General features: G+C 50.0%; 23 protein-coding genes. 7 read left to right on the plus strand and 16 right to left on the minus strand.

The window, feature by feature from the left end:
- Positions 1–6: 6 nt before the first annotated feature.
- The 3 genes from KSO86_RS01420 to KSO86_RS01430 form a co-directional block, all read right to left on the minus strand.
- Positions 7–372: a GntR family transcriptional regulator gene (locus KSO86_RS01420; RefSeq protein ID WP_216378241.1), complete on the minus strand. Its 366-nt coding sequence runs from the start codon at positions 370–372 to the stop codon at positions 7–9.
- 146 nt (positions 373–518) lie between these two features.
- Positions 519–1964, minus strand: coding sequence for an endonuclease/exonuclease/phosphatase family protein (locus tag KSO86_RS01425; protein WP_216378240.1), 1446 nt, complete (start codon positions 1962–1964; stop codon positions 519–521).
- Positions 1965–1987: 23 nt separating this feature from the next.
- Positions 1988–3238, minus strand: coding sequence for an LssY C-terminal domain-containing protein (locus KSO86_RS01430; protein WP_216378239.1), 1251 nt, complete (start codon positions 3236–3238; stop codon positions 1988–1990).
- 121 nt (positions 3239–3359) lie between these two features.
- On the opposite strand from KSO86_RS01430, the gene KSO86_RS01435 reads away from it, so the two are divergent.
- The 3 genes from KSO86_RS01435 to KSO86_RS01445 all read left to right on the plus strand — a co-directional run bounded on the left by KSO86_RS01435 (position 3360) and on the right by KSO86_RS01445 (position 6175).
- Positions 3360–4325 carry a metal ABC transporter substrate-binding protein gene (locus KSO86_RS01435; RefSeq protein ID WP_216378238.1) on the plus strand — a complete coding sequence of 322 codons (966 nt, stop codon included), beginning with the start codon at positions 3360–3362 and terminating at the stop codon, positions 4323–4325.
- Positions 4326–4529: 204 nt separating this feature from the next.
- Positions 4530–5300 (plus strand): metal ABC transporter ATP-binding protein, encoded by a 771-nt coding sequence (locus KSO86_RS01440; RefSeq protein WP_216378237.1) that lies wholly within the window; start codon positions 4530–4532, stop codon positions 5298–5300.
- Positions 5297–6175 carry a metal ABC transporter permease gene (locus KSO86_RS01445; RefSeq protein WP_216378236.1) on the plus strand — a complete coding sequence of 293 codons (879 nt, stop codon included), beginning with the start codon at positions 5297–5299 and terminating at the stop codon, positions 6173–6175. The genes KSO86_RS01440 and KSO86_RS01445 overlap by 4 nt, the downstream gene beginning before the upstream one ends.
- Here KSO86_RS01445 and KSO86_RS01450 read toward each other — a convergent pair.
- The 5 genes from KSO86_RS01450 to KSO86_RS01470 are packed head-to-tail and all read right to left on the minus strand — an operon-like array spanning position 6147 to position 10856.
- Positions 6147–6797, minus strand: a complete 651-nt coding sequence (locus KSO86_RS01450; protein ID WP_216378235.1) for an HD domain-containing protein — start codon at positions 6795–6797, stop codon at positions 6147–6149. The two genes, KSO86_RS01445 and KSO86_RS01450, sit on opposite strands and share 29 nt — an antisense overlap.
- A gap of 24 nt (positions 6798–6821) precedes the next feature.
- Entirely contained in the window at positions 6822–7652 is an 831-nt protein-coding gene (locus KSO86_RS01455; RefSeq protein ID WP_366493238.1) for an energy-coupling factor transporter transmembrane component T family protein, read from the minus strand.
- Entirely contained in the window at positions 7645–9426 is a 1782-nt protein-coding gene (locus tag KSO86_RS01460) for an ABC transporter ATP-binding protein (protein ID WP_216378233.1), read from the minus strand. The genes KSO86_RS01455 and KSO86_RS01460 overlap by 8 nt, the downstream gene beginning before the upstream one ends.
- Before the next feature lie 13 nt (positions 9427–9439).
- On the minus strand, positions 9440–9994 hold the full coding sequence (locus KSO86_RS01465) for an ECF-type riboflavin transporter substrate-binding protein (protein WP_253280478.1): 555 nt from the start codon (positions 9992–9994) through the stop codon (positions 9440–9442).
- Between the two features lie 19 nt (positions 9995–10013).
- Positions 10014–10856: an SAM hydrolase/SAM-dependent halogenase family protein gene (locus tag KSO86_RS01470; protein WP_216378232.1), complete on the minus strand. Its 843-nt coding sequence runs from the start codon at positions 10854–10856 to the stop codon at positions 10014–10016.
- 184 nt (positions 10857–11040) lie between these two features.
- Between KSO86_RS01470 and pdxS the strand changes: the two genes are divergently transcribed.
- Positions 11041–11919, plus strand: a complete 879-nt coding sequence (pdxS, locus tag KSO86_RS01475) for a pyridoxal 5'-phosphate synthase lyase subunit PdxS (RefSeq protein ID WP_216378231.1) — start codon at positions 11041–11043, stop codon at positions 11917–11919.
- Between the two features lie 22 nt (positions 11920–11941).
- Positions 11942–12586 carry a pyridoxal 5'-phosphate synthase glutaminase subunit PdxT gene (pdxT, locus tag KSO86_RS01480; protein ID WP_216378230.1) on the plus strand — a complete coding sequence of 215 codons (645 nt, stop codon included), beginning with the start codon at positions 11942–11944 and terminating at the stop codon, positions 12584–12586.
- A 14-nt stretch (positions 12587–12600) separates the two neighbouring features.
- Here pdxT and KSO86_RS01485 read toward each other — a convergent pair whose 3' ends face one another.
- From KSO86_RS01485 to KSO86_RS01500, 4 genes are all read right to left on the minus strand, one after another.
- Positions 12601–12885 (minus strand): type II toxin-antitoxin system RelE family toxin, encoded by a 285-nt coding sequence (locus tag KSO86_RS01485; RefSeq protein WP_216378229.1) that lies wholly within the window; start codon positions 12883–12885, stop codon positions 12601–12603.
- A gap of 2 nt (positions 12886–12887) precedes the next feature.
- A complete protein-coding gene (relB, locus tag KSO86_RS01490) occupies positions 12888–13100 on the minus strand; it encodes a type II toxin-antitoxin system RelB family antitoxin (protein WP_216378228.1) in 213 nt (70 codons plus the stop codon).
- Positions 13101–13178: 78 nt separating this feature from the next.
- Entirely contained in the window at positions 13179–13373 is a 195-nt protein-coding gene (locus KSO86_RS01495) for a helix-turn-helix transcriptional regulator (RefSeq protein WP_216378227.1), read from the minus strand.
- Entirely contained in the window at positions 13370–13825 is a 456-nt protein-coding gene (locus tag KSO86_RS01500; protein WP_216378226.1) for a hypothetical protein, read from the minus strand. The genes KSO86_RS01495 and KSO86_RS01500 overlap by 4 nt, the downstream gene beginning before the upstream one ends.
- Before the next feature lie 309 nt (positions 13826–14134).
- Between KSO86_RS01500 and KSO86_RS01505 the strand changes: the two genes are divergently transcribed.
- Positions 14135–18337 (plus strand): family 20 glycosylhydrolase, encoded by a 4203-nt coding sequence (locus tag KSO86_RS01505; protein ID WP_216378225.1) that lies wholly within the window; start codon positions 14135–14137, stop codon positions 18335–18337.
- A gap of 109 nt (positions 18338–18446) precedes the next feature.
- On the opposite strand, the gene KSO86_RS01510 is transcribed toward KSO86_RS01505, so the two are convergent.
- Positions 18447–19442 (minus strand): ADP-ribosylglycohydrolase family protein, encoded by a 996-nt coding sequence (locus KSO86_RS01510; protein WP_216378224.1) that lies wholly within the window; start codon positions 19440–19442, stop codon positions 18447–18449.
- Positions 19443–19522: 80 nt separating this feature from the next.
- Here KSO86_RS01510 and KSO86_RS01515 point away from each other — a divergent pair, with 80 nt between their 5' ends.
- Complete coding sequence (locus KSO86_RS01515) at positions 19523–19675, plus strand: tektin family protein (protein WP_216378223.1); 153 nt, start codon at positions 19523–19525, stop codon at positions 19673–19675.
- A 61-nt stretch (positions 19676–19736) separates the two neighbouring features.
- Here the strand turns inward: KSO86_RS01515 and KSO86_RS01520 are convergent, their stop codons facing one another.
- From KSO86_RS01520 to KSO86_RS01530, 3 genes are read right to left on the minus strand one after another with little or no spacing between them, the layout of a single operon-like run.
- Positions 19737–20426, minus strand: a complete 690-nt coding sequence (locus tag KSO86_RS01520; protein WP_216378222.1) for an anti-sigma factor — start codon at positions 20424–20426, stop codon at positions 19737–19739.
- A complete protein-coding gene (locus KSO86_RS01525) occupies positions 20423–20974 on the minus strand; it encodes a sigma-70 family RNA polymerase sigma factor (protein WP_436231415.1) in 552 nt (183 codons plus the stop codon). The genes KSO86_RS01520 and KSO86_RS01525 overlap by 4 nt, the downstream gene beginning before the upstream one ends.
- 45 nt (positions 20975–21019) lie before the next feature.
- Entirely contained in the window at positions 21020–22768 is a 1749-nt protein-coding gene (locus tag KSO86_RS01530; RefSeq protein ID WP_216378220.1) for a cytochrome c biogenesis protein CcdA, read from the minus strand.
- Positions 22769–22772 lie beyond the last annotated feature (4 nt).

Raw genomic sequence — 22772 nt, forward strand, 5'->3', positions numbered from 1 at the left:
CTCCTGTTACGACGACGAGCTAGCCCAGCGCTCACGTATCAATGTCACTGTTTCGTCGAGCGACAAGCCCAGTGCGCTAACGGTGGCGATGTGGGCGTCTGTTGCTTGAGACGCTAGGTCTTGCTGGGTGTCATTGATAAGTGCTCGGTCGGTGGTAACGAATCGGCCTTGGGTGCGTTCGGCAACCGTGAGACCAGATGCGTCAAGCTGACTGAGTGCTCGTTGGATGGTATTCGGGTTGACCCCGGTAGCGAGCGCAAGTTCGCGCACGCTAGGGATTTTGGATCCAGCAGTCCATTCACCAGTCACAATATTGCGACTGAATGTCTCAACAAGCTGGATCCAGATGGGGCGGGAGTCGTCGACTGACATAGCCACCTCTCTGTATTGCTGTATTAATACAGTAATACATTCTCATGTATCGGGAGCTGTGTCAACCTCTTAGTACACTAAAGCTCTAGCCCAGAAAGTGTGGGCATTCTGGGCTAGAGCTTTATGGAGCGGAATGGAGTACGTTACTAAGCCCGACGTTTCCTGACGATAAGTGTTCCGGCGCTGACTAGAGCTGCTGCCAGCCCGGTAACTACTAATAGATTAAATGGGATACCGGTTTTAGCTAGTTGTTGTGGAGAACGCTTACTCACAGCCTGTTTATCTTGCTTATCGCTCGATAATGTATCATGGTGTGAATGTGATTGCGGCTTGTTGTTCGATTGCTGCTGATTTGGCTGTTGTTGTGGTTGCGTAGCAGGCGGTGCTGTTGGAAAACGCAGCTGAGCCCAAACGAGCCGATGATCACTGGTAGGGAATGGGTAAAGGCCGGTTAGTCGGAACAACGCATCATCTCGTTTTGGCCAAAAAACATGCGCTTCTTCGACGGTTGTTCCCGCATTTGGCAGAACATAATCTACGCGCAAATTTCCTGGATGACCGTTATCGTTAAAATCTGCCGTGTCATATTTTGGATCGCTCCTGTGGGATATGTTCACTCCAGCCTGGAGAGCTGACTCAGTCGCGCCGCCATCAGAAGTTGGTTGGGTGTCGACAATTCGTGGGTTATTGAGAAGCTGTGCGATAGCTCCCGGCCACGAATTTCCATCATATGGATCGGAGTTGTGGTCCCCAAGAATAACAAAGTTGGCATCTAAATCAAGGCCTCCATGCACGCCCTTATCGTCGTACAGGTAATCTGCTTTTCCAGAAACATAGTCTGCCCACATGCGAATTTCATCAAAATTGCGACGAGAGTTACGGCGCTCGGGGCCTTTCCCGTCTATCGGTGGAGTGGGGTGATCGGCCAAAACGTGAATTGTTGTTCCATCAACATCAACTGGGATATCAGCGTGCGTTTTGGACGATAAGGGGAACTTCGATAAAACCTCATCGCTGTACCACGATGTCCCGTCCTCATTTTCTGGAAGAAGTGCATGCGGCATGTCTTTCCACAAAAAGTGCTGGAATGTTCTAACTTGTTCGGTCTTGATAGGGTACTTTGAGTACACAACTAGACCGTATTGTCCAGGAAACTTTCCATATCCCCAACCATCGTCAGGATCGTCAGTCTTGCCGTTGTGGTTGAGATCGTAACCGCTTGACACGCCGGTATTGACTGGACCAGTCCATGCATATGGATACTGTACCGGGATAGATCCATTTATCGAAACTTCTAAGTAATTCTCTCTAAAAAGATTCACTGCGCGATGATCAGCGTCATAGTCAAATTCATTAATCAAAATGATGTCCGGGTTAACGCGTTGTATAGTTTCGGCAGCATTATTGGCTTGCTGATTACCTGGTGTGGCGAGGTCTTGCAGTAGTTCTCCTGCGCTATCGCGGTTCAAACTTGCATTGAACGTCGCAATTTTTAGGCTGTGTGTCGCATCTTCGGTAGCGTTAGCTGGAGACGCTGAAAGAGACAAGGCTAATGCACTGATGGATGAGGTTATCAGTCGATGTTTTTTCATCTTTATCCTTTATTTAGGTGGTATTAATGAGTAGGTTTGGTGACCCACGCATGCACTTTCTCGTCAGAAATAGTGACAAGGACTAGTACTGCGAGTGCAATCATTGCAAGTCTGCCACCTTCTATTCTTGGGGAAGTAGTGGCAACAAAGAGTAAAGAAAAGCTGAGTGTCGCCGAGTATCCCATAAGAATCAGCCACGCCCAACGTTTGCGTCGGAATGTGCAAAAGAGAACGGGAATTAAAGCGCATGCAATGGCTATCTCGCTCCATGAGATTGAGTTGTTGTCGTAGGCCATTAGTGCCGCGTTTGTGAATAATAGTGTGACAAGCACTGTAGAGAACCAGAGCGGGACCGGCGGAATGGAATGTGAATGTGGTAGTTGCGGGGCTGGGGTATATCGGGCGCGTTGCGCAGCTCCCGAGACATCGACTATCGGTAGGTGGCCGTCTGTTTCTACAAGATCGCCGCCACCGTTCCATGATTGGTAGGCAGCGGAAAAATTCTCGACGACATCGACAGTGTTTTCCGGATCTGTAAAGCGTAGCGTGTTAATGACGTAGTCTCGCTCAGCGTCTATGTCGGCATCTATTTTGTGTGTTACTTGCAGGGTGAAAACATTTATTCCAACTGCTCGGTCATAGGTTGCTGCAGCAACCCACGACACCTTCTGCCCGCCAGGTAGCTGCCAACCCTCTGGGACGTGCCAGAAGCGGATGTGATGGCGTTTGGCGGCGTTGCCACCAACTTCTTGTTGGAAAGCGAAAGTCTGCTTTCTGCCAAATAGTCTCAGGTCTGAGACTGGAGCAGAGGGATATGGCTGGCGCCGAAGAGTAGAGATAACCATGCGAATTCCAGACCTAATCGTGAGGGGATCGGCTTCAACCCAACCAGCTTGAGATAGCGCAGATTTGAGGTCATCTACATCGCCGTTAAAAGCCAAGTTAATAGGATCTCCCAAAACGCCGTCGTTCGTACGGGTGCGGCCGATGAAGTAATCCGGAACGTACAGGTATGTAAATATTTGGTGAAGGCGCGGCAGAACCAAGTAAGTAAGTCCTGCCCAAAAGACAATGAGGTTAATCAACCATGAACCTTGACGGATGCGAAATGCGATGAGGATGATGAGCCAAGCTGCACATAAAAGTGCGAAAACAAAGAATACGCCACCAAGTATTTGGCTAACGGACCGCTGTGTACTAGTGCTTGATTGAATATCGCGTGACGAATAGACCGGGGCCGTAGTGGGTATCGGGTAGCGGTGCGGTGAATTCATCGGCGTGTCCTCTCGTAACAAGTGGTCTCCATATTAATCGGTATTTGTTATCTACGTGATGAGGTGTACAGAAAGTTTGAGGGAGCGAACTTGTAAGGTTCGCCTAACCGAAACTAAAATAATGGGTATGACAATTAAGAAGTTCACGCGCATTATTCCAGCACTCGTGGCGAGTTGCGCGCTCGCACTAGCCGGGTGTTCATCCTCCGAAAAGCCAGCGGCTGAAGACAAGTCAACGGCTTCCTCATCTGAAGAGTCAACATCCGATAAGCCGGTTGTTTTGACCACCTTCACTGTTATCGCGGATATGGCCAGCCAAGTTGTCGGTGACAAAATGACCGTTCTGTCTATCACCGAACCAGACGCTGAGATCCATGATTACCAGCCAACACCTGCAGATATTAAGAAGGCAGAAGGTGCTGACGTTATTTTGAATAACGGCCTCGGCCTGGAACGCTGGTTTGAACGCTTCGTTGCTGATGTCAAGGCACCACACTTCGATCTCTCGGAAGGCGTTGAGCCAATCGCCATTGAAGAAGGCGAATACGAAGGCAAGCCAAATCCACACGCTTGGATGTCTCCAGACGCTGGTCAGATTTACGTAGATAATATCGTTAAGGCTGTGTCCTCGATCGATAAAGAAAACGCGGATTTCTACAAAGCCAATGGTGAAAAGTACAAGAAAGAAATCGCTGGCGTGAAGGAAAAGATGGAATCCGAACTCAAGTCGATTCCAACCGAACATCGTGCTCTCGTGACTTGTGAAGGTGCTTTCTCCTACCTTGCTCGCGATATGAAACTGACCGAAAAGTACCTGTGGGGTGTGAACGCAGAAGGTGCACTAACGCCGCAGCGCATGAGCGATGTCGAAAACTTTGTGAAGGACTCCAAGGTTCCAGCTATTTTCTGTGAATCAACTGTTGACAATAAGATGAAGCCAGTTGTGGAAGCAACCGGTACACCGTTTGGTGGAGTTCTCTATGTTGATTCCCTTTCTGAAGCAGATGGCGACGTTCCAACCTACCTCGATTTGCTTCGCTATGACGCTGAAACAATCACCAAGGGCCTCACTGGCAAGGTGAAGTAAGGCGTAGCGCTAAAGCCACATTTCAGTGGCCGGAACGTGAGTGCCAGATCTCGCGTTCCGGCCACTGATTTTTATTGGTGATTCTAGGCAAACTCAACAAACTTAGGCAAGGCAAAGTGTTCGGCTTTGCCACAAGGAATCCTAAACCTTGAGTACGCTAAACTTGGAAGCGTCGTCGGCAAGAAGTCGAGGAGGGAATTGGTTATGAAGACAGAATTAGATCCGCAGTCATCGGTGCTCGACGTCCGTGATCTGCACGTGTCATATGGGGACGTACATGCGCTTACCGGAGTTGATTTCGCTATCGGTAGTGGAAAAATTTGCGCGATTGTAGGGATGAATGGTTCTGGAAAGTCCACGTTTTTCAAATCAATTATGGGACTGGTGAATTATCAACAGGGCACTATCACTATCGCTCATTCCTCCTCGCTTATTGCGCGTAAAGCCGGCAAAGTTGGATACGTTCCGCAAAATGAAGAGATTGATACGCGCTTTCCCCTCTCTGTCTACGATGTTGTTATGATGGGCCGCTACGGGCTTATGGGGCCGCGGCGCAAGCCTCTAGAGGCAGATAAGACGGCGGTCGCAAACGCCCTTGACGTTGTTGGCCTTGCCGGACTAGAGAATCGCCCTATCGGTGCGTTATCGGGTGGACAGCGGAAACGTGCATTTGTTGCTCGAGCTGTGGCTCAAGGCGCCGAACTGATGCTTCTCGATGAACCATTTGCTGGTGTCGATTTCACATCTGCAGCGGTTATCACTGAATTACTTCAACGGTTAGCAGATCGCGGTACAACGTTGCTTGTCTCTACCCATGACCTGTCAACAATTCCGGACTTTGCTGACGAAGTTGCGCTTCTGAATCGGCAAATAGTGGGCCGTGGGGATCCACAAGAAACGTTGCGTACCGATCATCTTCGTCGTGCCTTCACTGCGCCGGCGGGCTACTACACTGAGAAGGAGGCAACGAAATGAGTTGGCTATGGTTTTATAACACCTTCATCGAAATGTGGACGCACACGTTCATGGTTCGTGGATTTGCGGTGACGCTCCTAGCTGCTTCTGTGTGTGCGTTACTCTCGTGTTGGCTAGTCCTAGTGGGATGGTCTTTGATGGGCGATGCACTTTCGCACGCCGTCGTTCCCGGAATCGTCTTGGCATACATTCTGGGTGCACCTTTTTCCATTGGAGCATTCATTGCTGCCCTCATCTGCGTGGCATTAATTGCAGTAATTCGCAACGGCTCGGGTCTAAAAGAGGATACGGTGATGGGCGTTGTATTTACGACGATGCTTGCCCTCGGCCTTGTTCTCATTTCCGTATTCCCCAGCCACATTAACCTCCAGCACGTCATTTTTGGCGATTTGCTTGGAATAACACACGCTGACTTGCTCCAAGTGGTTGTGCTTGCACCGCTGGCAGCAGCGATCGTGATTATCAAGCGCAAAGATCTAACGCTATTCGCATTCGACCCAGTGCACGCAAGTGCTATCGGACTATCAACAAAACGGCTCTCCGCCTTGTTGTTGACGTGTCTTGCCATGACAGTTGTGGTGGCTATGCAGGCAGTAGGCGCTATTTTGATTGTGGCTTTGTTGATTATCCCTGGAGCAATTGCCTTCCTTATGACTGAGTCTTTTAATCGAATGTTATGGATCGCGCCATTAATGTCTGCATTGAGTGTGACAGTAGGGATTTACGCCTCATACTGGTACAACATGGCTTCAGGAGCAACAGTTGTGCTGGTTCATGGAATTGTTTTTGCTATTGTTTATATTTTCTCGTCGCGCGGTTTAGATATTACGCGGCGTGTGGGCAATCTTAGGGCTTCCCGTTCCATTCAGAAATAAAATCGACGACGAACGAGCGCATGCGTTCGTTTCGTAGCTCACCGATGCGTTGAGCCGCTGGAGTATTAAGAGAGTCAGTGAGCCGGAAGAGTTTTTCGTAAAAGTGGTTGATAACAGTGTTGTGCACACGATACTGAGACTCGTCATTGAGATCCCGTGGTGGACGCGCTGGATCGTAGAGCGGATCGCCGAATTTTCCGCCATAATAGAATGCGCGGGCGATTCCTATTGCGCCGATAGCATCGAGACGATCTGCGTCTTGGACAATCTGGCCATTGATATTTAATGGTTGGTGAGCAGTCAGATTTTTAGCGAATGACATGTGGTCGATAATCTCGAATATCTCGGCAATTTGCCCATCGCTCAGCTGTTGACTATGTAGAAAATCGGTGAGGTCCTGACGTGCGCGCGCCGGATCAGAAACGACTTTCGGATCGATCATGTCATGAACGTATGCACTCATCAGGATAACATCGGTATCAACCGGCTCGTCGGTATCAGCGATGATGCGCTGGCACAGGCTGACAACACGGTCAATGTGATCCATGCCGTGACCGGAGCTGTCTTGTTGATAGACATAGGCAACACTGGAACGAACAGCGTCCCAGTTAATGTTAGACATAATCTTCCTTAATCGTGTAGGAAATCAAACGAACGGGTTCCAGAATCTGCCGCCGTTAACTTGGTTCAGCCATATCGTGAGTAGCACAAGTGCAACGCTTCCTATGACGATGAGCCAGTCTACTGATTTCATCTGCCGGCGTGCCCACCATGTTCGGCCTTTTCTGCTCCCGAACCCGCGCAGTTCCATTGCTGCTGAGGTGGTTTCGATTCGGTCGAGCGAACCAAAGAGCAGCGGCATAAGAACTGCAAGCAGGTTCTTTGCGCGTACCCGCATCGGAGCCTTGTGTGAGACATCTAAACCGCGGGCCTGCTGGGCGGTAGATATTGTTTCATAGTCACGTTGTACATCTGGAATATAGCGCAAGGCGAGTGAAATAGAATAAGCGAACCGGTAAGGAATACCGAGTGCGTTGAGCGAAGCGGCACATTCTGGCGGTGGAGTAGTGGTGATGAACAAGAGAACGCCGGGCAACACTGCAAAGTACTTCAAGGTCACAAGGCTTTGATAGTAGAGTTGCTCCCAGGTCAAAACCCATCGCCCAGAACCAGCCAGAATAATATGTTCAGTGCCAAACAGCGATACGCCATATCGAGGCGCGAACACAAAAATCAGGAGATTATTGAGCAGCATAAAAGTGCCAATAATAATGAGCACAACTTTCAGATCGCTTAACCGAATCCGCGATACTGTCCACAGCACGATGGACATGAGTGATAGCCCGATGAGGAGCCGGGCATCAAAGGTCAACATAGCGGAAACCACCAGCGCAATAACGAGCACAAGTTTTGCGGTCCCGGTGAGTCGGTGTAGCCAGCTAGGGCGGTCAATGTATCCGAGAACTGCTTTAGCCACGCGCTGTGCCTCCTGTTTCTGCCGTGTCATGAGGATGCGGCATACGCCGGCGAGCTATCCGGTCAACGTTGACGAATGCTTGTGCCAGCGCGCTAGCATCGTCATATCCAACTAGCTGTGATAGCCCATAAAGACCGGTGGTAACAATATCTGCTTTCCTAGCGATATCAGAATCAGTGAGGACATGAGCAGGTGCGTCGTCGGCGATGATTTTACCGTCAGCCATTGCAACAACGCGCGAGGTGTATTCCAACGCTACATGCATATCGTGGGTAATAAGAATGACGGTTGTGCCGCGGGTATTTAAGTCGCTCAAGAAATCCATGAACTCGGTGTAATGAGCGAAATCCTGGCCTGCTGTTGGTTCGTCTAAGATCAGAACATCAGGATCCATGACCAAAATTGCAGCAATTGTCACGCGCTTCTTTTGACCATGGCTTAGAGCCGAAATAGGCCAGTTGCGGTATGGCCACAACCCACAAATCTTTAAGACGTTGTTGCGGCGTTTTTCGCATTCGGCATCATCGAGTCCGGCTGCACGCAATCCCAATTCGACTTCGTCAATGATTGTTGGCCGTGACAGCATATGGCCAGGTTCTTGCAGAACGAAGCCAACATGCCGGCCACGTTCTGCGATCGTCCAGCTGGTGCTATCTGCACCGGCTATCATAACTCGCCCCGAATCAACTGGTAAGAATCCGCAGATGGCTTTGGCTAGAGTGGATTTTCCAGCTCCGTTGGACCCGACAATTGCCATCATCGATCCGCGCTGGATCTGAGTTGAGATATGTGTCAACACCTGGTTAGGGGAGTCATCTCCCGGGTAGGACACCGTTACGTCTGCTACCGCGAGTGCTGGTGTTTCATCCCAGACCGGCTGAGGTGCCGCAGTTGCGTTGCGGGTGGCCCATTCTCGGACGGCGTGGACGTCGTCGTCGCTGAGTTTGAGTGTCCCTAACGACGCCGGATGCTTGTCTGGACGTAACTGTACCCCAGCATATTTCAATGCCGAAATATGTAATGGTGGCCGTATCCCGTGTTCTTCCAGCAAAGATGTAGAAAGAAGCTCATCTGGAGTAGCGATGGTGACGATTCGGCCACCGTCCATTAAAACAATCCGATCAACTGGCCGATGCAGAACATCTTCGAGGCGATGTTCCACAATCACAATCGTCTTGCCATGTATCGTGTTGAGATCGTCGATTAAATCGATACTGGAGCGGCCCGAAGCCGGGTCAAGCATGGCTAATGGTTCATCGAACAACAGAATATCGACGTCGTCAACTAGAACGCCAGCCATCGCCACACGTTGTTTTTGGCCGCCAGACAATTCGTGTGGCGCATGTTCGAGGAAATCTTCCATCCCCACAATCCGAGCGGTTTCCAGGACTCGAGCGGGCATCTGATGGGTCGGAATTTCTTGGTTTTCAAGGGAGAAGGCGATATCGTCGGCAACTGTCAAGCCAACGAACTGGCCGGTGGTATCTTGTAAAACAGTACCGACTTGTTGCGAAATTTCTACCAGCGGTACCGTGCGAGGATCTAAACCAGCAACGGAAATATCGCCAGTGACGGTGCCAGAAAAATAGTGCGGGACGAGCCCGTTCATCAACCGTAAAAGAGTAGACTTTCCTGATCCAGATGCTCCCACGATCGCGATCTTTTCGCCTGGGAAAATATCGAGTGATATATCAGCTAACGTGGGCTTTTTTTGTGCGCGGTATTGAAAGGATACATTGCGCAACGAAATAAGCGGCTGGATCAGGAAAGTCATTGTCTGTCTTTTCTTATGCTTCGGTGCTCAAAGAACCAGTCTGGGTGCGGGTCTTTGAATAAGCGATCAAGATGAGCGTACCGATAACACAGGTGGTTATCGAGTTGGAGACAAACGCAGTTGCACCCTGCAGGAATACCTTGTTGGCTGGCTCAGCATAAATGAGAATATCGCCTAGTGGAGCGACCAATGCCCAGGCTAGTGCGTTGGCAATAACTGCGCCGATATTGAAGCGAACAATTGTTTTGGTAGGAAATGAGCCTTCGTAGACGGTGTTGCCGAGCATGATAGCTCCGATAATTAGTCCGACGACGGCGGAGGAAATTTCCCACGATGCCCAGATGCCATAACCGGTAGCGTCGATCAGCACATGGCCGATGCCGCCGATGAGTGCGCCAGCGACTGGCCCAAACAAGACCGCGAAAACAGCGAGAACTGCGTACTGCAACGCGATAGCAACGTTAGGAATAGGGGTTGGGATCGCCGCGAAGCGGCCCAGAACGAAGAACAGAGCTGCACCGATACCGATAGCAACAACCTGCACGACGGGAGACATTTTCTTAGACATACTTATCCTTTCGTGTCCCTTATATATCATAAGGGGCTAGTGATACCTGCCAGGATGTACCGGTACCGATATTGAATGCGTGAGCATAGGACCCACGGTTGATGGCAATGGCCATCCGGTCGAGTGAGTTGACGTAGAGGAGAGAGTCGCCAACTTCAACCGAGGCGAACGACGGCACGTACAGCATGTGATTGGAATGAACTTGGCGTCCTTGGTTGAATATCCGCAGTCGGAACCGCTGGTCAAATCCCTCAGCCATATCGAGGAAGAGCGTGCGTGGAATGGATGTCCACAGTGAGCCGTAACGGACATCATGAGCTTCGATGATTCCGCGGATCTCGCCGTCGGCAAACACGGGCTCTTCGTAATCCAGGGCGACGAGAGCATCGAGGGGAACCCGTGGTCCGACGTCGTCAAACGAAATAATCCCGGCTGCTAACCGCGCTCCGGTAAAAGCATAAATATCGCGACCATGGAACGTATAGGAGGCCTCGGAACCGGCGCGGCGGTTCACTGTCTCGTCAATCGTACGAATCTCAGTTATCCCGAAAATTGCGTTGACGTGGGTAAGGGTTCCGTTGTTCGGTGTCACAATATAGTGGCCGGTTTTGGTTTTGGCGACGACGGAGAGTCGGTCCGAACCGACACCCGGATCAACCACAGAAACGAACACGGTGTCCGTCGGCCAGTAGTCGATAGTTTGGGCTAAGCGATATGAGCCTTCCCAAATATCGTATGGTGGAATATTGTGGGTGAGGTTATAGATGTGAAGGTTTGGGCTGGTAGCGACGGCCACGCCATACATGGCACTGACTGCGCCGTCGTCGAGACCGAAATCTGACTGCAAAACAAGGTTGTCCATACAAACAATTATCGCTGTAAACTACTGAAACTGCAGGCGGTCTTAGCATACGAAATATGGCGTCTCACTCATCGCTAAGCTCAGAGCGCGACAACTATTCGTAACCAGCCTGCGCTCGCGTATAGTATGTGTTGAATAGTTGCGGTTACAGGCCGTCCTAGCACAAAATGTTGAAGGTAACACAATGACTGAGAACTCTCGCTTTGAATTGAATAAACAGCTCGCACAGATGCTTAAAGGTGGCGTTATTATGGACGTTACGAATGCTGAGCAGGCTCGGATTGCGGAAGAAGCCGGCGCTTGTGCGGTCATGGCACTGGAGCGGATTCCAGCGGATATTCGTGCAGCTGGTGGTGTTTCTCGAATGAGCGATCCGCGGTTGATTAAAGAAATTCAGAATGCGGTCTCGATTCCAGTCATGGCAAAGGTCCGTATTGGACATTTCGTTGAGGCCCAGATTTTGCAGGCGCTGGAGATCGATTATATCGATGAGTCTGAAGTTCTTTCGCCGGCAGATAATGTCTTCCACATTAACAAGACTGATTTTGATGTGCCGTTCGTGTGCGGTGCGAAGGATTTGGGTGAAGCGCTACGCCGTATTGCGGAGGGCGCATCGATGATTCGTACCAAGGGCGAACCGGGAACCGGTGATGTGGTTCAGGCAGTAACCCATATGCGCCTGATCCAGTCCCAGATGCGTAAGGTCCAGAGCTTGCGCGCTGATGAACTGTTTGAAGAGGCTAAGCAACTGGCAGTCCCGGTAGAGCTTTTGCGTTACGTGCATGAGAATGGCAAGTTGCCGGTCGTCAATTTTGCTGCTGGCGGTGTAGCGACGCCGGCTGATGCGGCATTAATGATGCAGCTTGGTGCCGAAGGCGTGTTCGTCGGTTCGGGCATCTTCAAGTCGGGCGATCCGGCTAAGCGCGCGCAGGCGATCGTTAAGTCGGTGACCAATTTCGAAGACGCCAAGCTGATTGCAGAGCTGTCGGAAGATTTGGGTGAGGCCATGGTTGGCATCAACGAATCTGAAATTGATCTGCTCATGGCTGAGCGCGGCAAGTGACATTTAAGGAATCTAGAAAATAATGGCAAAAACTGTTGGTGTACTAGCTGTCCAAGGTGCATTTATTGAGCATCACCGGCGTTTAGAGCAGCTTGGAATAACGGCTGTGGAATTGCGCAATGGGGAGGACGCTCGCCGAGATCTTGACGGGCTGGTCTTGCCAGGTGGCGAGAGCACAGTACAAAGTAAACTTTTGCGCGAGCTTGATATGTTCGATCCGCTGATGCAGAAGTTAGCCGATGGTTTGCCAGTGTTTGGTACCTGTGCTGGGCTAATTCTTTTAGCCCAGCAGGTCGCCAACGGTCCAGTTGCCGGGGTAGAGCATGCGGCGCCGACGTCGTCCCACGTTGCGGTAGCCGGGTTTTCTACTATGCCAGTAACTGTTGTTCGCAATGCGTATGGACGCCAGCTCGGCAGTTTCCATATCGCTGACGGGCAGTTTTATGGGGGAGAACCTGATGTTGCTGGCCAGGACCCGGCGCAAATCCCGATGACGTTCATTCGAGCCCCGCATATTGCTGAGCTTGGTGACGGTGTTGACGTACTGGCGCTATTGCCAGATGGTACTCCGGTGGCGGTTACCTATCGCAACCAAATCGGCGCGACCTTCCATCCGGAGCTAGATGACGATATGAGCATCTACAATACGTTTGCTCGGATGCTCTAAAGAGCTATTGCATTTTAGCTTGAATAGATTGAATCACGTCGGCCTATCGAAAAGATTTCAATTGTAATCGTTGTGTCCTCAATGAATGCCAATATGCGGTACGAGCCGACGCGATAGCGCCATTCTCCAGATCTATTAGCTGTCAGCCCTTTGCCGAAAGCGCGTGGATCGCTACATCCTTCAAGGTGGTTCTTTATCCATGTTGCGAGTATTTTTACATCGAAGCGATCCATCTTTTTAAGCTGTTTACGTGCTCGTGTAGTGAGAAATACTCGATACGTATGTGGCGAGGTACTCATCTTCAGGAGAGTTCTTCTAAAACCTCATCGATAGTAAAGCGCTCGCCAGTGTCATGAGCAAGAGCATGATGTAATTCGTCGAGATCATAGGAATCTTCAATTTTTTCCAGAATTGCTTGGCGGGCAAAATCGGATATTGTTAATCCTTCAAATTTGGCAAATTTCCGGATCAGTTCGGCATCGCTGTCATTCATACGTAGCGTCATTGTGGGCATAGGTACTCCTCAGATCCTTATGATGAATACATTGTATTCATCATAAGGATCTGAGACAAGTTAGCCTAGAAAATTAGCCTATGTCCCAGGGGAGAAGATGTCCTCGATCCTTTTATTGAATACACGAGCAATATCGAAAGCAAGCGGAAGTGATGGGTCGAAGTGTCCCTTCTCAATAGAAATGATTGTTTGTCGGCTGACCCCAAGTTGTTGAGCTAGGTATTCTTGGGACCAGCCGTTTTCTTTGCGTAGCTTCGGGAGCGAATTCTTCATTGTAGTGTTCGCTTGCGGTTGACGACATAACTGATTACGTAGGCGCACACGCCAAGGGTGAAGATGATGACAAAGCTGATGCTAATAGCGTTTTGTTGGTAAAAAGCGGCGATTGCTGAGCCCCAGCTGCTACCAATGAGCATGGTGAAGAATCCAGCTGATACGGCCCTAGCATGCCAGGTGTTTTCAATGCTCGCTTCTGGTTTTGCGATGGCGCCAGCAATGGTTGTGCGATCGACGATGAGAACCCAGATAAGCCCGGCAAATAGAAAGCCGGTCATTGCCGAGAATATGGTGGCATATAGCCATACATGGTCCGTGTCGGAACGTAAATAGGCCGAGATTATCCCAACAACTGTTCCCACTAACAGGCCTAGCGGCAGAGCAATGACCAGTGCAGGTAGTCGCTTACGTTTGGTGTATCCCCATGTAGATGTGTGGGGTTGTGACATAGTTGATTCCTTTCCGATATGTAAAATAAACTTTACATATGAAGGAAAAGATATGTCAAGTGTATTTGACATTTAATTAGGGGCAAAATTTAGTGAATTTTTACCCGTGCTATTCAGAGATACGAAGTTTAGCAGTCTTATGTCTACTCTTGGAAAGATCAATCGTCCTAGAGTGTGGAAAACAGGCAGTGAATATTTGTTCGCAATCTGGAATTATTGCGAATTTTGCTGTGGAAGATTACGTGTAGGGGTACTGTTAATAGAGGTGTGTCAAAAGCATACTGTTCTAAACAATGACGTGGAGAATTTATGAATACTATCTCTAGTAGAAGTATCCTTCCGCTTGGTCTTTTGCGCAGCGCTGCGTTGATCGGAGCGGGGGCTTTAACAGTTACTGGAATGGTCTCGATAACTCCGGCCGCGCATGCTGATGAACCAGAAGCGCCCGTAACTAACTGGGCGGCAGCTGCGAATGGAGGCACGGTCGAGGTTTCTGGAACCGAAGTCGCAGGCAAATGGACAGGGGACAAGCTCATCGACGGGGTTATAAACCCTACAGCGGATAAGTCTGAGCAGTCTCGATGGTCATCGAATACTAGCGACAATGCATGGGCAAGAGTATCTTTTACTCAGCCGCATAAGCTACATCATATTAACTTGTGGATGGAAGCTGCGTGCCCTAAGAAGTGGGATTTATCCGTTTCGGAAGATGGCAAAGAATTTGTCAAAATCGCAAGTTCGGACGCACAGCAGTGTCCAGAAGGTACAGATCCCCTCAAAGAGGTAATTACAATTCCTGAGGCACAAAAGAATACCAGTGTCCGTGCTATTAAACTCCAAGTGCGCGAACGTACACCGTTTAACGGTGTAAAGTACGGTGCGTCTCTATGGGAGTTAGAAGCCTTTGACGGAGTGCAGCCGGTAGAACCGTCAGTACCACAAACTGGCAAAGCTGGTTCTTCGCTCGTTCCAAAGCCAGTTTCTTTGACTGTTTCTGAAGGAGACACTGGTTTTACAATTACCCCCAACGTTCAGATCGTTGCGAGCTCAGACCTAGAAAATGAAGCGAATCTTTTAGCTACGACTTTACGCAACTCGACTGGTTATAAAGTGCCAGTAGTAAGCAAATCTGAAGCTACGAGTGGCTTGATCCGGTTAGCTAAAGGTACGGTTGAAGGATCGGATGACGATGAAGCGTATTCCTTAGTTTCCACCAAGTCAGGGATAACGATTACTGGCGTTGGAGCACATGGCGTATTTAACGGCTCTATGACATTGCTACAGCTGTTACCGGGATTCGTGCATATGAACACCCCAGTGGTAAAAGATTGGGTTGTTCCTGCTGTAACAGTGCGTGACTGGCCTCGCTATGCTTATCGTGGCATGATGCTCGATATTGCACGTTCTTTCGTGCCAAAAGATGATATCAAAAAACTTATCAATACTTTGTCGCAATACAAGGTTTCTGCCCTGCATTTGCACTTGTCCGATGATCAAGGGTGGAGAATCGAGATTACCAACGATGGTAAAGTGGATGGAGATCCGATTGATTACACCCAGCTGACTGAAGTTTCCGGTAAGACAGCGATGCTGCCACACAATCAGCAGGCATCACAAGAATTGGGGCGCACTGGTTTCCTCACTCAGGCTGACTATCGTGAAATACAGGAGTATGCCACACAACGTCATGTCATGATCATTCCAGAAATTGATTTGCCAGGGCATACAAATGCTGCTCTGCATGCGATACCGCAACTCAATATTCCGGGATCCTCACACGAAGGAACCGAACAAGAACCAACTGCACCCGCTAATGGGACAGGGGCCGTTGGTTACTCGTATCTTCATCCTCAGGCAGATATCACGATGACGTTCATCAGTCATGTCTTAGGCCAGATTTCAGATATGACAACAGGTCCGTACATACATATTGGTGGTGATGAACCGCACGCATTAACTGCTAAGTATAATAATGAGGTATACAACCACTTCCTTGGCCAAGTGATGAACATCGTCCGAGGTCTCGGGAAGACCCCAATCGGTTGGAACGAGATAGCGCAAGCTGACAGCATTACTGCTGGAGATGTTATGCATTACTGGACTGGTAGATCTGACGCGACACGGGCCGCAGTGCAAAATCATGGCGCGAAGGTTCTTCTCTCCAAGGAATCTAGCTCGTACTTGGATCAGAAATACACGTCTAAGACTCCGCTAGCTCTTAACTGGGCGTGTCGGGGAAACTGTGATTTCAGAACATATTACAACTGGGATCCGCGGCGTTTTATCAATCTCGAATCGGACGAGAGTATTACTGGAACTGAAACCCCGCTGTGGTCAGAAACAGTGCGTGGTATTGATCAGGCAGAATTTCTGATATTTAACCGTGTCCTATCGCATGCTGAAATTGGATGGACGCCACAAAATATGCGTGATGTAAAGGATTTTGCTGATCGTATATCGCAAATCGGTGTTGATCTCAATGCTACTGGATCGAATTTCTATGATGGCACTGACGGAGAGTGGGGATATGACGTAGCGGGTGTACGCTCGTCGGCGGTCTCCACAGAAGACGAATTCCAACTAGGATATCTCTCTGCTCCGGGGACAAAGGTTGATGCCGATGGGCTCCGTGTACAAACCGATACAGTAAATGATGACGACGGCGTGTCGCATTCATTAGTGGGCGACTCAGGTCTTCAGGTCATGGTGGACTGGGGAGATGGCACAGTAGTCCAACCAGCAACCATTACATCTACGCTGGAGCGTTCTAAATACAATGCATCCGGTATGTATGTGCTCACTGCGCACCATAGGTTCGCTACTGCCGGAGAGCATACAGTTACTTTGACTGCTGGCGATCAATCTGCGAAGGCCATTGTCAACATTGACGCAAATAGCTCGGCAACTGCGCCGTTGTATACTCCGTGGGCCTCAACCGGTCAAGCTTCAGTCTCACTGGGACAGTCGGTTGCCAAACCGCTAGACCGCGTTGAACTGAATGTTAAAGACTTCGCCCCAAATTCATTGGTGGAACTATTCCTAGGGGAAACCAAGATTGGTGAGGTCCGTCCGGATGCGGATGGCACTCGTACAGATTATGTTCTGATTCCTGCTGGAACCGAACCAGGAGCTTATCCAGTGCGGGCTGTCTATGGCAACCGGGAAGCCGAAACAACGATCGCAATTTGGGCGCCGCCAATTCAGGGTGGTTATGTCAAGTCTGAGGTAACCGGATTAACTGTTCACAGTTTTGATTCCCAGGAAGTTACTGGTGAGCAAGCGCCTAATGGATTTGCTAAGGCTGCAATTGACGGAAACGCAGATACATTCTGGCACACAAAGTGGTCTGCTGGATCCGATCATTTCCCTCATTTTATTGCGCTAAACCTGAATAAGAAGTGTGAAGTTTCTGGATTGGAATACACGCCGCGTCAGGACAGTGAGAATACGCGTTTGAAGGATTATGAAATTTACGTGTCAAATGATGGCGGGGCCTGGGGTAAACCAGTTGCAACCGGTAGCTTCGATGCATCTACATCGCCAAAGTATGTTGCGTTTGATGCGGTTTCGGCTAACTATGTGAAGCTGGTTGGCCGTAACGCACAAAACGGTAGAGAATTTGGTGGTGCTGGTGAAATCCGAATCGATGGCGATTGCGGCGATATGAAGGATTTCGTTGCCACTGTTGGTGAAGACGATAACATTGTTACGCTAACTGAACCGGAAGCTGAAAAAGCAACTGTGGTAGCAGAGACTGGTTCGGAAGTTAAAATCAATATCACTGGAATCGCGCGTGATGGTCAAGCGACCCTGTGGGTAGGAGACGCACACGAACTCGTTGCACAGAATGATGTTGTTGCAGGTAAAGATGCGATCTTGACGTTTGTAGCTAAGTCGGATTGGGATAAGAAAGAGTTTGAGCTAATTACCCCGAAGAACCGCCGGTATTTCGTTTTGCATGTGACGAATCCACAGGATCCATCCGAACCGGGTGGAGAACCGACGCCGGAAAACCCTGATGAGAACTCTGATTCACCACATTCAGATACCATCAGTGCTAAACCCCCGTATGTAGATTCAGCTGCTATTGAAAAAGTGTTGAAGACGGGTGAATTAACATTGAGTGGAGAATATACGGTTCGGCGAGGTGAGACCGCAAGCATAAAATTTGTTGGATTAGCTCCGCAAAAGGACGCTCAAGTTTACCTCTATTCGACGCCTACGATGTTGCCGGGACTGAAAGCTGATGTTGATGGAAAAGCGAATAATTACTTAGTTCGTACTGATCAGAAGACTGAGCTTGGTGCGCACTATGTCGTTGCTGTTTCCACTGTTGAAGGCAAGCAACCGCTGTCTGTTGTGAAGCTCAATGTTGTTGGCACGCTGCAACCTGAGGTGACTCAGGGAGCCGTAGAGCTATCGCATACTGGCTCAAATATATTGGGCTTACTTGTATGTGCTATGGCATTGTTCGGCGCTGGTGTAGCTGTGTTGCAGTTGCGCCGTAACTAAACTATTAGCATAGTTTGGCTGGCTTTGTTGTAATCGACAGAGCCGGCCAAACGTGTATTTTCTAGTTGAGAAGTCATGATCTGCGTACGTAGCTTTGGCAACAAGATTCCTAGCCCAGCATACTTGCAAAATCCGTTGCCACGGTCTCAAGGTAGTCACGCTTGCGCAACACAGTGAGCCATGCTTCCGGAATCTCTTGGATGCCGTAGTATATTCCGGCAGCAGCACCGGCGATAGCTGCGTACGTATCGGTATCGTAGCCGAAGCTTACGGCATACTGGATTGTTTCTTCGTATGAACGGGAATTCAGTAGTGAGTAAAACACGATCTCGAGAGTATCGACGACGTAACCGGTGGCCGTAAGATCTGCTGGAGTATAGTAAGCAAATTCTGGCGAAAATACTGGCAGTAAAGCTGCAAACGCATCTTCCCACGCGTAATCATCTAATTTGTAGTGTTCTGTGTAAGGAAAATACTGAATATGCTCGAAGGCATCCGTTAAGGACTCTCCATCCAACAGCGCTTCTAAGAAGTGGCAGTAGACGAGACAAGATAGTTGCGCGATTTTGTGGCCGTGAGTTAATGAGGACGCATTGAAAATACGTTGTGCCGCCACCTGCGGTTCTGGTTTTTGCGCATGGTTAAGCAACGCCATAGGGAAGATGCGCATGAGCGAACCGTTGCCGTTATCATACTTGTCAGTTCCGCCAGATGTTAATGCGGAGGCACCGCGGCGGTAGTTTTCTAAAGCGGATTCTACTGTTATCCCGATGTCGAAATTCTTATCGAGTGCGCAATAATCGTCGTGTTCCATCCAGTTCAGGAAACGTCCCATAAGATCATCTGGATCAAGCTTACCGCCAGTCTTGACCAAGGAATCCATTGTCGCTAATGCCATGGAGGTATCGTCGCTCCACGAACCTGCAGGAATTTGATCGCCCCAATGCGACGACATGCGAGGTTCGACGTCGGCACCTAACATCCGATCCTGTGGATACTGCGATACTTTGTCGGCTGCGAGAAACTCAAAGGGGACGCCGAATGCATCCCCCGTAGCGCATCCCAGAAGTGCACCGCGTACCTGGTCAAAAATGATATTCTTCATACCTATGAGGATACCAATCTCAGAGGTAGAGGTGGAACATAGTGATTGCTAAGCCATGTGCAATGTCATACGATACATCTATGGAGAAAGTACCTAATTCGCAACGTTCACCGCAAGAGTGGGAAGAGCATTCTCATAAAAACACGTCGGTCAGTAATGCGTGGGTGGCAATAGGAGTTGCTATTGGCGCCGTCGTAGGGCTCATGGCGTATGTCCAAAACTGGCTTGGTTAGAAGGGTCCGCGAGGTCTGAGCGTAACGTCTAGTTTTGCCCAGCCCTCGCGTATTCGTTTATCTAGGTTGTTGAGCTTGGCTGTGTACTCGCTCGATCGGCCGGATCATCAGGAATACTAATCTTCCACGTGATAATCGGTTTTCCAGTTGGCTGCTCTGATCCGTCGGCTGGTTCAATCGTAACGAAGACGTCGTCGCCATCTTCTGGCATGGCATCAATAAACGAGAATGGGCCAGTTTTGTTCGGTTCGTACATTCCAGCTTTGCGAATACTACCAGCGTGGCGTACCCACACCGCTAAGCTCTGACCTGCGGGAGCTTGTAATTCTACCGGCATCGTTACCGCGGCCATCTCCATATCGTGTGACCAGGTCAAAGTCACCACGTGACCATCTGGCATTGTGTCAGCAATCCGTACCACATCTTGGGCCTGATTGAGCTGCGCATAATGACTGGTGTATTCCATCGAATCCATGACGCTCCAACGGCCGACACCAACTCCGGCAGCTACCAGTACCACGGCCGCCGCCATCTGGGAAACTGCACGCACAACTCGTAGTTTTCGTGGCTTGAGTTCGACGACGTTACTATCGGTCGTTGTCGGCTCCGGTGATCGTGATTCTTGTGGCAGGCGGGCAATCGTCTCCAACAAATGCTCGCGCACGGCAGGGGAAGGGGCAACAGGTGTCAAACTCGTGCCTAGTGTCCCCGCAATATCGTCGGGGAAGGTGAGATCGTCGTCGCTATTCATCGTTCCTGCTCCATAAATCTTTTCATTTTAGCTAATCCGTCTCTGATCCGAGTTTTTACTGTTCCAAGTGGAACACGTTGATGGCTGGCAATTTCACGGTGTGTTAATCCGGTGAAAAACGCAAGTTTGATAGTGGAAGAATGCGGTTCACCTACGAAGTCAAGCATCCGGCGAACCTGTTCCGATTCGAGGCGTTGTTCCACGCTTTCGAGCGTGTGATCGTAGTCGATATCGGTTGCCACATAGGCAGTGTCGCGCTCGCGGCTGGCCTGAGAAGACCGCACTCGATCTATCGCCCGCCGGCGCGTAAGTGTTACCAGCCACCCGCGGGCTGTGCCGCGGGCGCTGGCGAACTGTGGCGCTTTTTGCCACACTTCTAAAAACACTTCCTGTAACACTTCTTCCGATTGGGCGTGGTCACGCAAAATCTGGCGGATCAGCGCCAAAACCTTGCCACTCCAACGATCGTAGAAAGTCGCGAAAGCTTGGCGGTCGCCGTTCGCGATGCGTCCGAGCAGGACATCGTCAAGATCTGATGGTTCAGGTATCACGGCTTTATCGTACGGGGTTTGAGCCAAGATTGTCACTGCGTCTCACCCGAAAGTGAATGAGTACAATTCCACACCTGGTGAGACAGTGAGTTCTACTGTTCCTGAAGATCCCGGCGTGGTGCTGACAATTTCTTGAGCGTTAGGCACACCAGAAATCTTCATGGTTGATTCTTTCCCATCGTTATTCCATGTGATAGTTCCTTCTCCAGAAGCTACCAAGTAGACGTGTGCGCCACGCCAAGAAAGACGCAACTTACCGTCGGAACTAACTGGAGTAATCGATTGCGGGCTAACTTTCCAAGTTCCGTTCAGCGCAAAGGTATCTGGCTTGAGTGACTCTGGAAAAGAGGCTTCGACGGTGCCGTTCGATAATGATCCGCCAGCATAGCGGTCCGCACGGGCCGAACCGAGATATGTTTCCGGTGTGCGTGGAGCTAGAGCCGAGGCGTCGTCGCTCGCGTCGGAAAAAATCGGTTCAGGAAGGACGACGTTCGGGTTCGCTTCGTGCAAGAGGTCACGGATATGACGTTCAGTGGTTGCCTCGCCACCTTCGCCGTACTTGATAGCACGCAATTGACCGGTAGCGTCTGCGAGATAGTGCGCAGGCCAGTAGTGGTTATCGAAGTTTTGCCAGGTCACAAGATTTGAGTCGACGGCAATCGGGTAGGTGATACCAAGTTTATCTCCGCCAGCTTTAACGTTCTCTGGAACTTTTTCGAAGGCGTACTCTGGTGAATGAACACCAATGACCTGCAGACCGGAATCCTTATAGGTTTCGTAGAGTTTTTCGATGCCAGGAATCGAACGCTGACAGTTGATGCACGAGTAAGCCCAAAAATCGACGAGGGTAACTTTCTTCGCGCGGTCTGCTTCGGTCAGTGGCTGATTATCTGGAGTGTTATACCAGGCGACTGCGCCGGAAATCTCTGGCAGTTGACCACAGTTGGCGAGTTCCGTTGCGCCGTCGACGCAGGGACCAGCTTGCTGGGTGGGGTAAAGCGACTCGGTGCTCTTTTGTAACGACGACGTCCAGTCTGGTAGTGCACGTTGAATCTTAGCCGGAACATCAAAAACAATGCCTAGGGCTAGACCGATCATGGCAATACCAGCGATGCTACGGATAAGTTGTTGCCGAGTGCGGAAGGCACTAATGCGTTCGGTTAGTTTTTGTCCTGACAGGGCAAAGAAGAGGAGCGGAATTGCGGTTCCGATACCGAAGGACACTGCGAGAGCAACGGTGTCAGCACCGATCTTTCCGGTTGTTCCGGCGACTGAGACAGCAGCTAAGACTGGACCAGCACATGGAACGTAGGCGGCTCCAAGGACAACCCCGAGCCAGAAACCATTTGACGATGTGGAGTTTCCGGTTTTAGCGAAGCGTGAGAATGGTTTTTCGAGCAGTTCCATGAGTCGCGGCACCAGCATTGCGATACCAATAAGCAGGAGCATAACAACGCCGGCCCAGCGGATAAAATCTTGCGGAAGATTTAAGAGCGTGAGCAGAGCTGAGCCAAATAGGGTGAAGGTGGTAAAACTGAGTACCAATCCGCCGACGACGGCGTAGGGCCGCCACTTGGAGACTGGCTTCATAGCCTTAGTGGTCACGCTCGAAGTAGCCGGAGTGCTATCGAGGGAAATAAGATTTCCGGACAATAATCCGGGCGTCGTGTTCGGCTTGGTTGTTTGGGCCCCCTGGGCGCCCGAGAGGAAAATAACGGGGAGCACCGGCAAAATACAGGGTGATATTCCGGTAATAAATCCGCCCAGAAGACCAATTAAAATAAGAGACATGGTG

The sequence above is a fragment of the Arcanobacterium phocae genome (assembly GCF_018913465.1).
Lineage (GTDB): Bacteria > Actinomycetota > Actinomycetes > Actinomycetales > Actinomycetaceae > Arcanobacterium > Arcanobacterium phocae_A.

What these genes read in the sequence shown, in the direction of transcription:
- KSO86_RS01420 (WP_216378241.1), bottom strand. Translation starts at nt 372, where the DNA reads ATGTCAGTCGACGACTCCCGCCCCATCTGGATCCAGCTTGTTGAGACA.
- KSO86_RS01425 (WP_216378240.1), bottom strand. Translation starts at nt 1,964, where the DNA reads ATGAAAAAACATCGACTGATAACCTCATCCATCAGTGCATTAGCCTTG.
- KSO86_RS01430 (WP_216378239.1), bottom strand. Translation starts at nt 3,238, where the DNA reads ATGAATTCACCGCACCGCTACCCGATACCCACTACGGCCCCGGTCTAT.
- KSO86_RS01435 (WP_216378238.1), top strand. Translation starts at nt 3,360, where the DNA reads ATGGGTATGACAATTAAGAAGTTCACGCGCATTATTCCAGCACTCGTG.
- KSO86_RS01440 (WP_216378237.1), top strand. Translation starts at nt 4,530, where the DNA reads ATGAAGACAGAATTAGATCCGCAGTCATCGGTGCTCGACGTCCGTGAT.
- KSO86_RS01445 (WP_216378236.1), top strand. Translation starts at nt 5,297, where the DNA reads ATGAGTTGGCTATGGTTTTATAACACCTTCATCGAAATGTGGACGCAC.
- KSO86_RS01450 (WP_216378235.1), bottom strand. Translation starts at nt 6,797, where the DNA reads ATGTCTAACATTAACTGGGACGCTGTTCGTTCCAGTGTTGCCTATGTC.
- KSO86_RS01460 (WP_216378233.1), bottom strand. Translation starts at nt 9,426, where the DNA reads ATGACTTTCCTGATCCAGCCGCTTATTTCGTTGCGCAATGTATCCTTT.
- KSO86_RS01465 (WP_253280478.1), bottom strand. Translation starts at nt 9,994, where the DNA reads ATGTCTAAGAAAATGTCTCCCGTCGTGCAGGTTGTTGCTATCGGTATC.
- KSO86_RS01470 (WP_216378232.1), bottom strand. Translation starts at nt 10,856, where the DNA reads ATGGACAACCTTGTTTTGCAGTCAGATTTCGGTCTCGACGACGGCGCA.
- pdxS (WP_216378231.1), top strand. Translation starts at nt 11,041, where the DNA reads ATGACTGAGAACTCTCGCTTTGAATTGAATAAACAGCTCGCACAGATG.
- pdxT (WP_216378230.1), top strand. Translation starts at nt 11,942, where the DNA reads ATGGCAAAAACTGTTGGTGTACTAGCTGTCCAAGGTGCATTTATTGAG.
- KSO86_RS01485 (WP_216378229.1), bottom strand. Translation starts at nt 12,885, where the DNA reads ATGAGTACCTCGCCACATACGTATCGAGTATTTCTCACTACACGAGCA.
- relB (WP_216378228.1), bottom strand. Translation starts at nt 13,100, where the DNA reads ATGCCCACAATGACGCTACGTATGAATGACAGCGATGCCGAACTGATC.
- KSO86_RS01495 (WP_216378227.1), bottom strand. Translation starts at nt 13,373, where the DNA reads ATGAAGAATTCGCTCCCGAAGCTACGCAAAGAAAACGGCTGGTCCCAA.
- KSO86_RS01500 (WP_216378226.1), bottom strand. Translation starts at nt 13,825, where the DNA reads ATGTCACAACCCCACACATCTACATGGGGATACACCAAACGTAAGCGA.
- KSO86_RS01505 (WP_216378225.1), top strand. Translation starts at nt 14,135, where the DNA reads ATGAATACTATCTCTAGTAGAAGTATCCTTCCGCTTGGTCTTTTGCGC.
- KSO86_RS01510 (WP_216378224.1), bottom strand. Translation starts at nt 19,442, where the DNA reads ATGAAGAATATCATTTTTGACCAGGTACGCGGTGCACTTCTGGGATGC.
- KSO86_RS01515 (WP_216378223.1), top strand. Translation starts at nt 19,523, where the DNA reads ATGGAGAAAGTACCTAATTCGCAACGTTCACCGCAAGAGTGGGAAGAG.
- KSO86_RS01520 (WP_216378222.1), bottom strand. Translation starts at nt 20,426, where the DNA reads ATGAATAGCGACGACGATCTCACCTTCCCCGACGATATTGCGGGGACA.
- KSO86_RS01530 (WP_216378220.1), bottom strand. Translation starts at nt 22,768, where the DNA reads ATGTCTCTTATTTTAATTGGTCTTCTGGGCGGATTTATTACCGGAATA.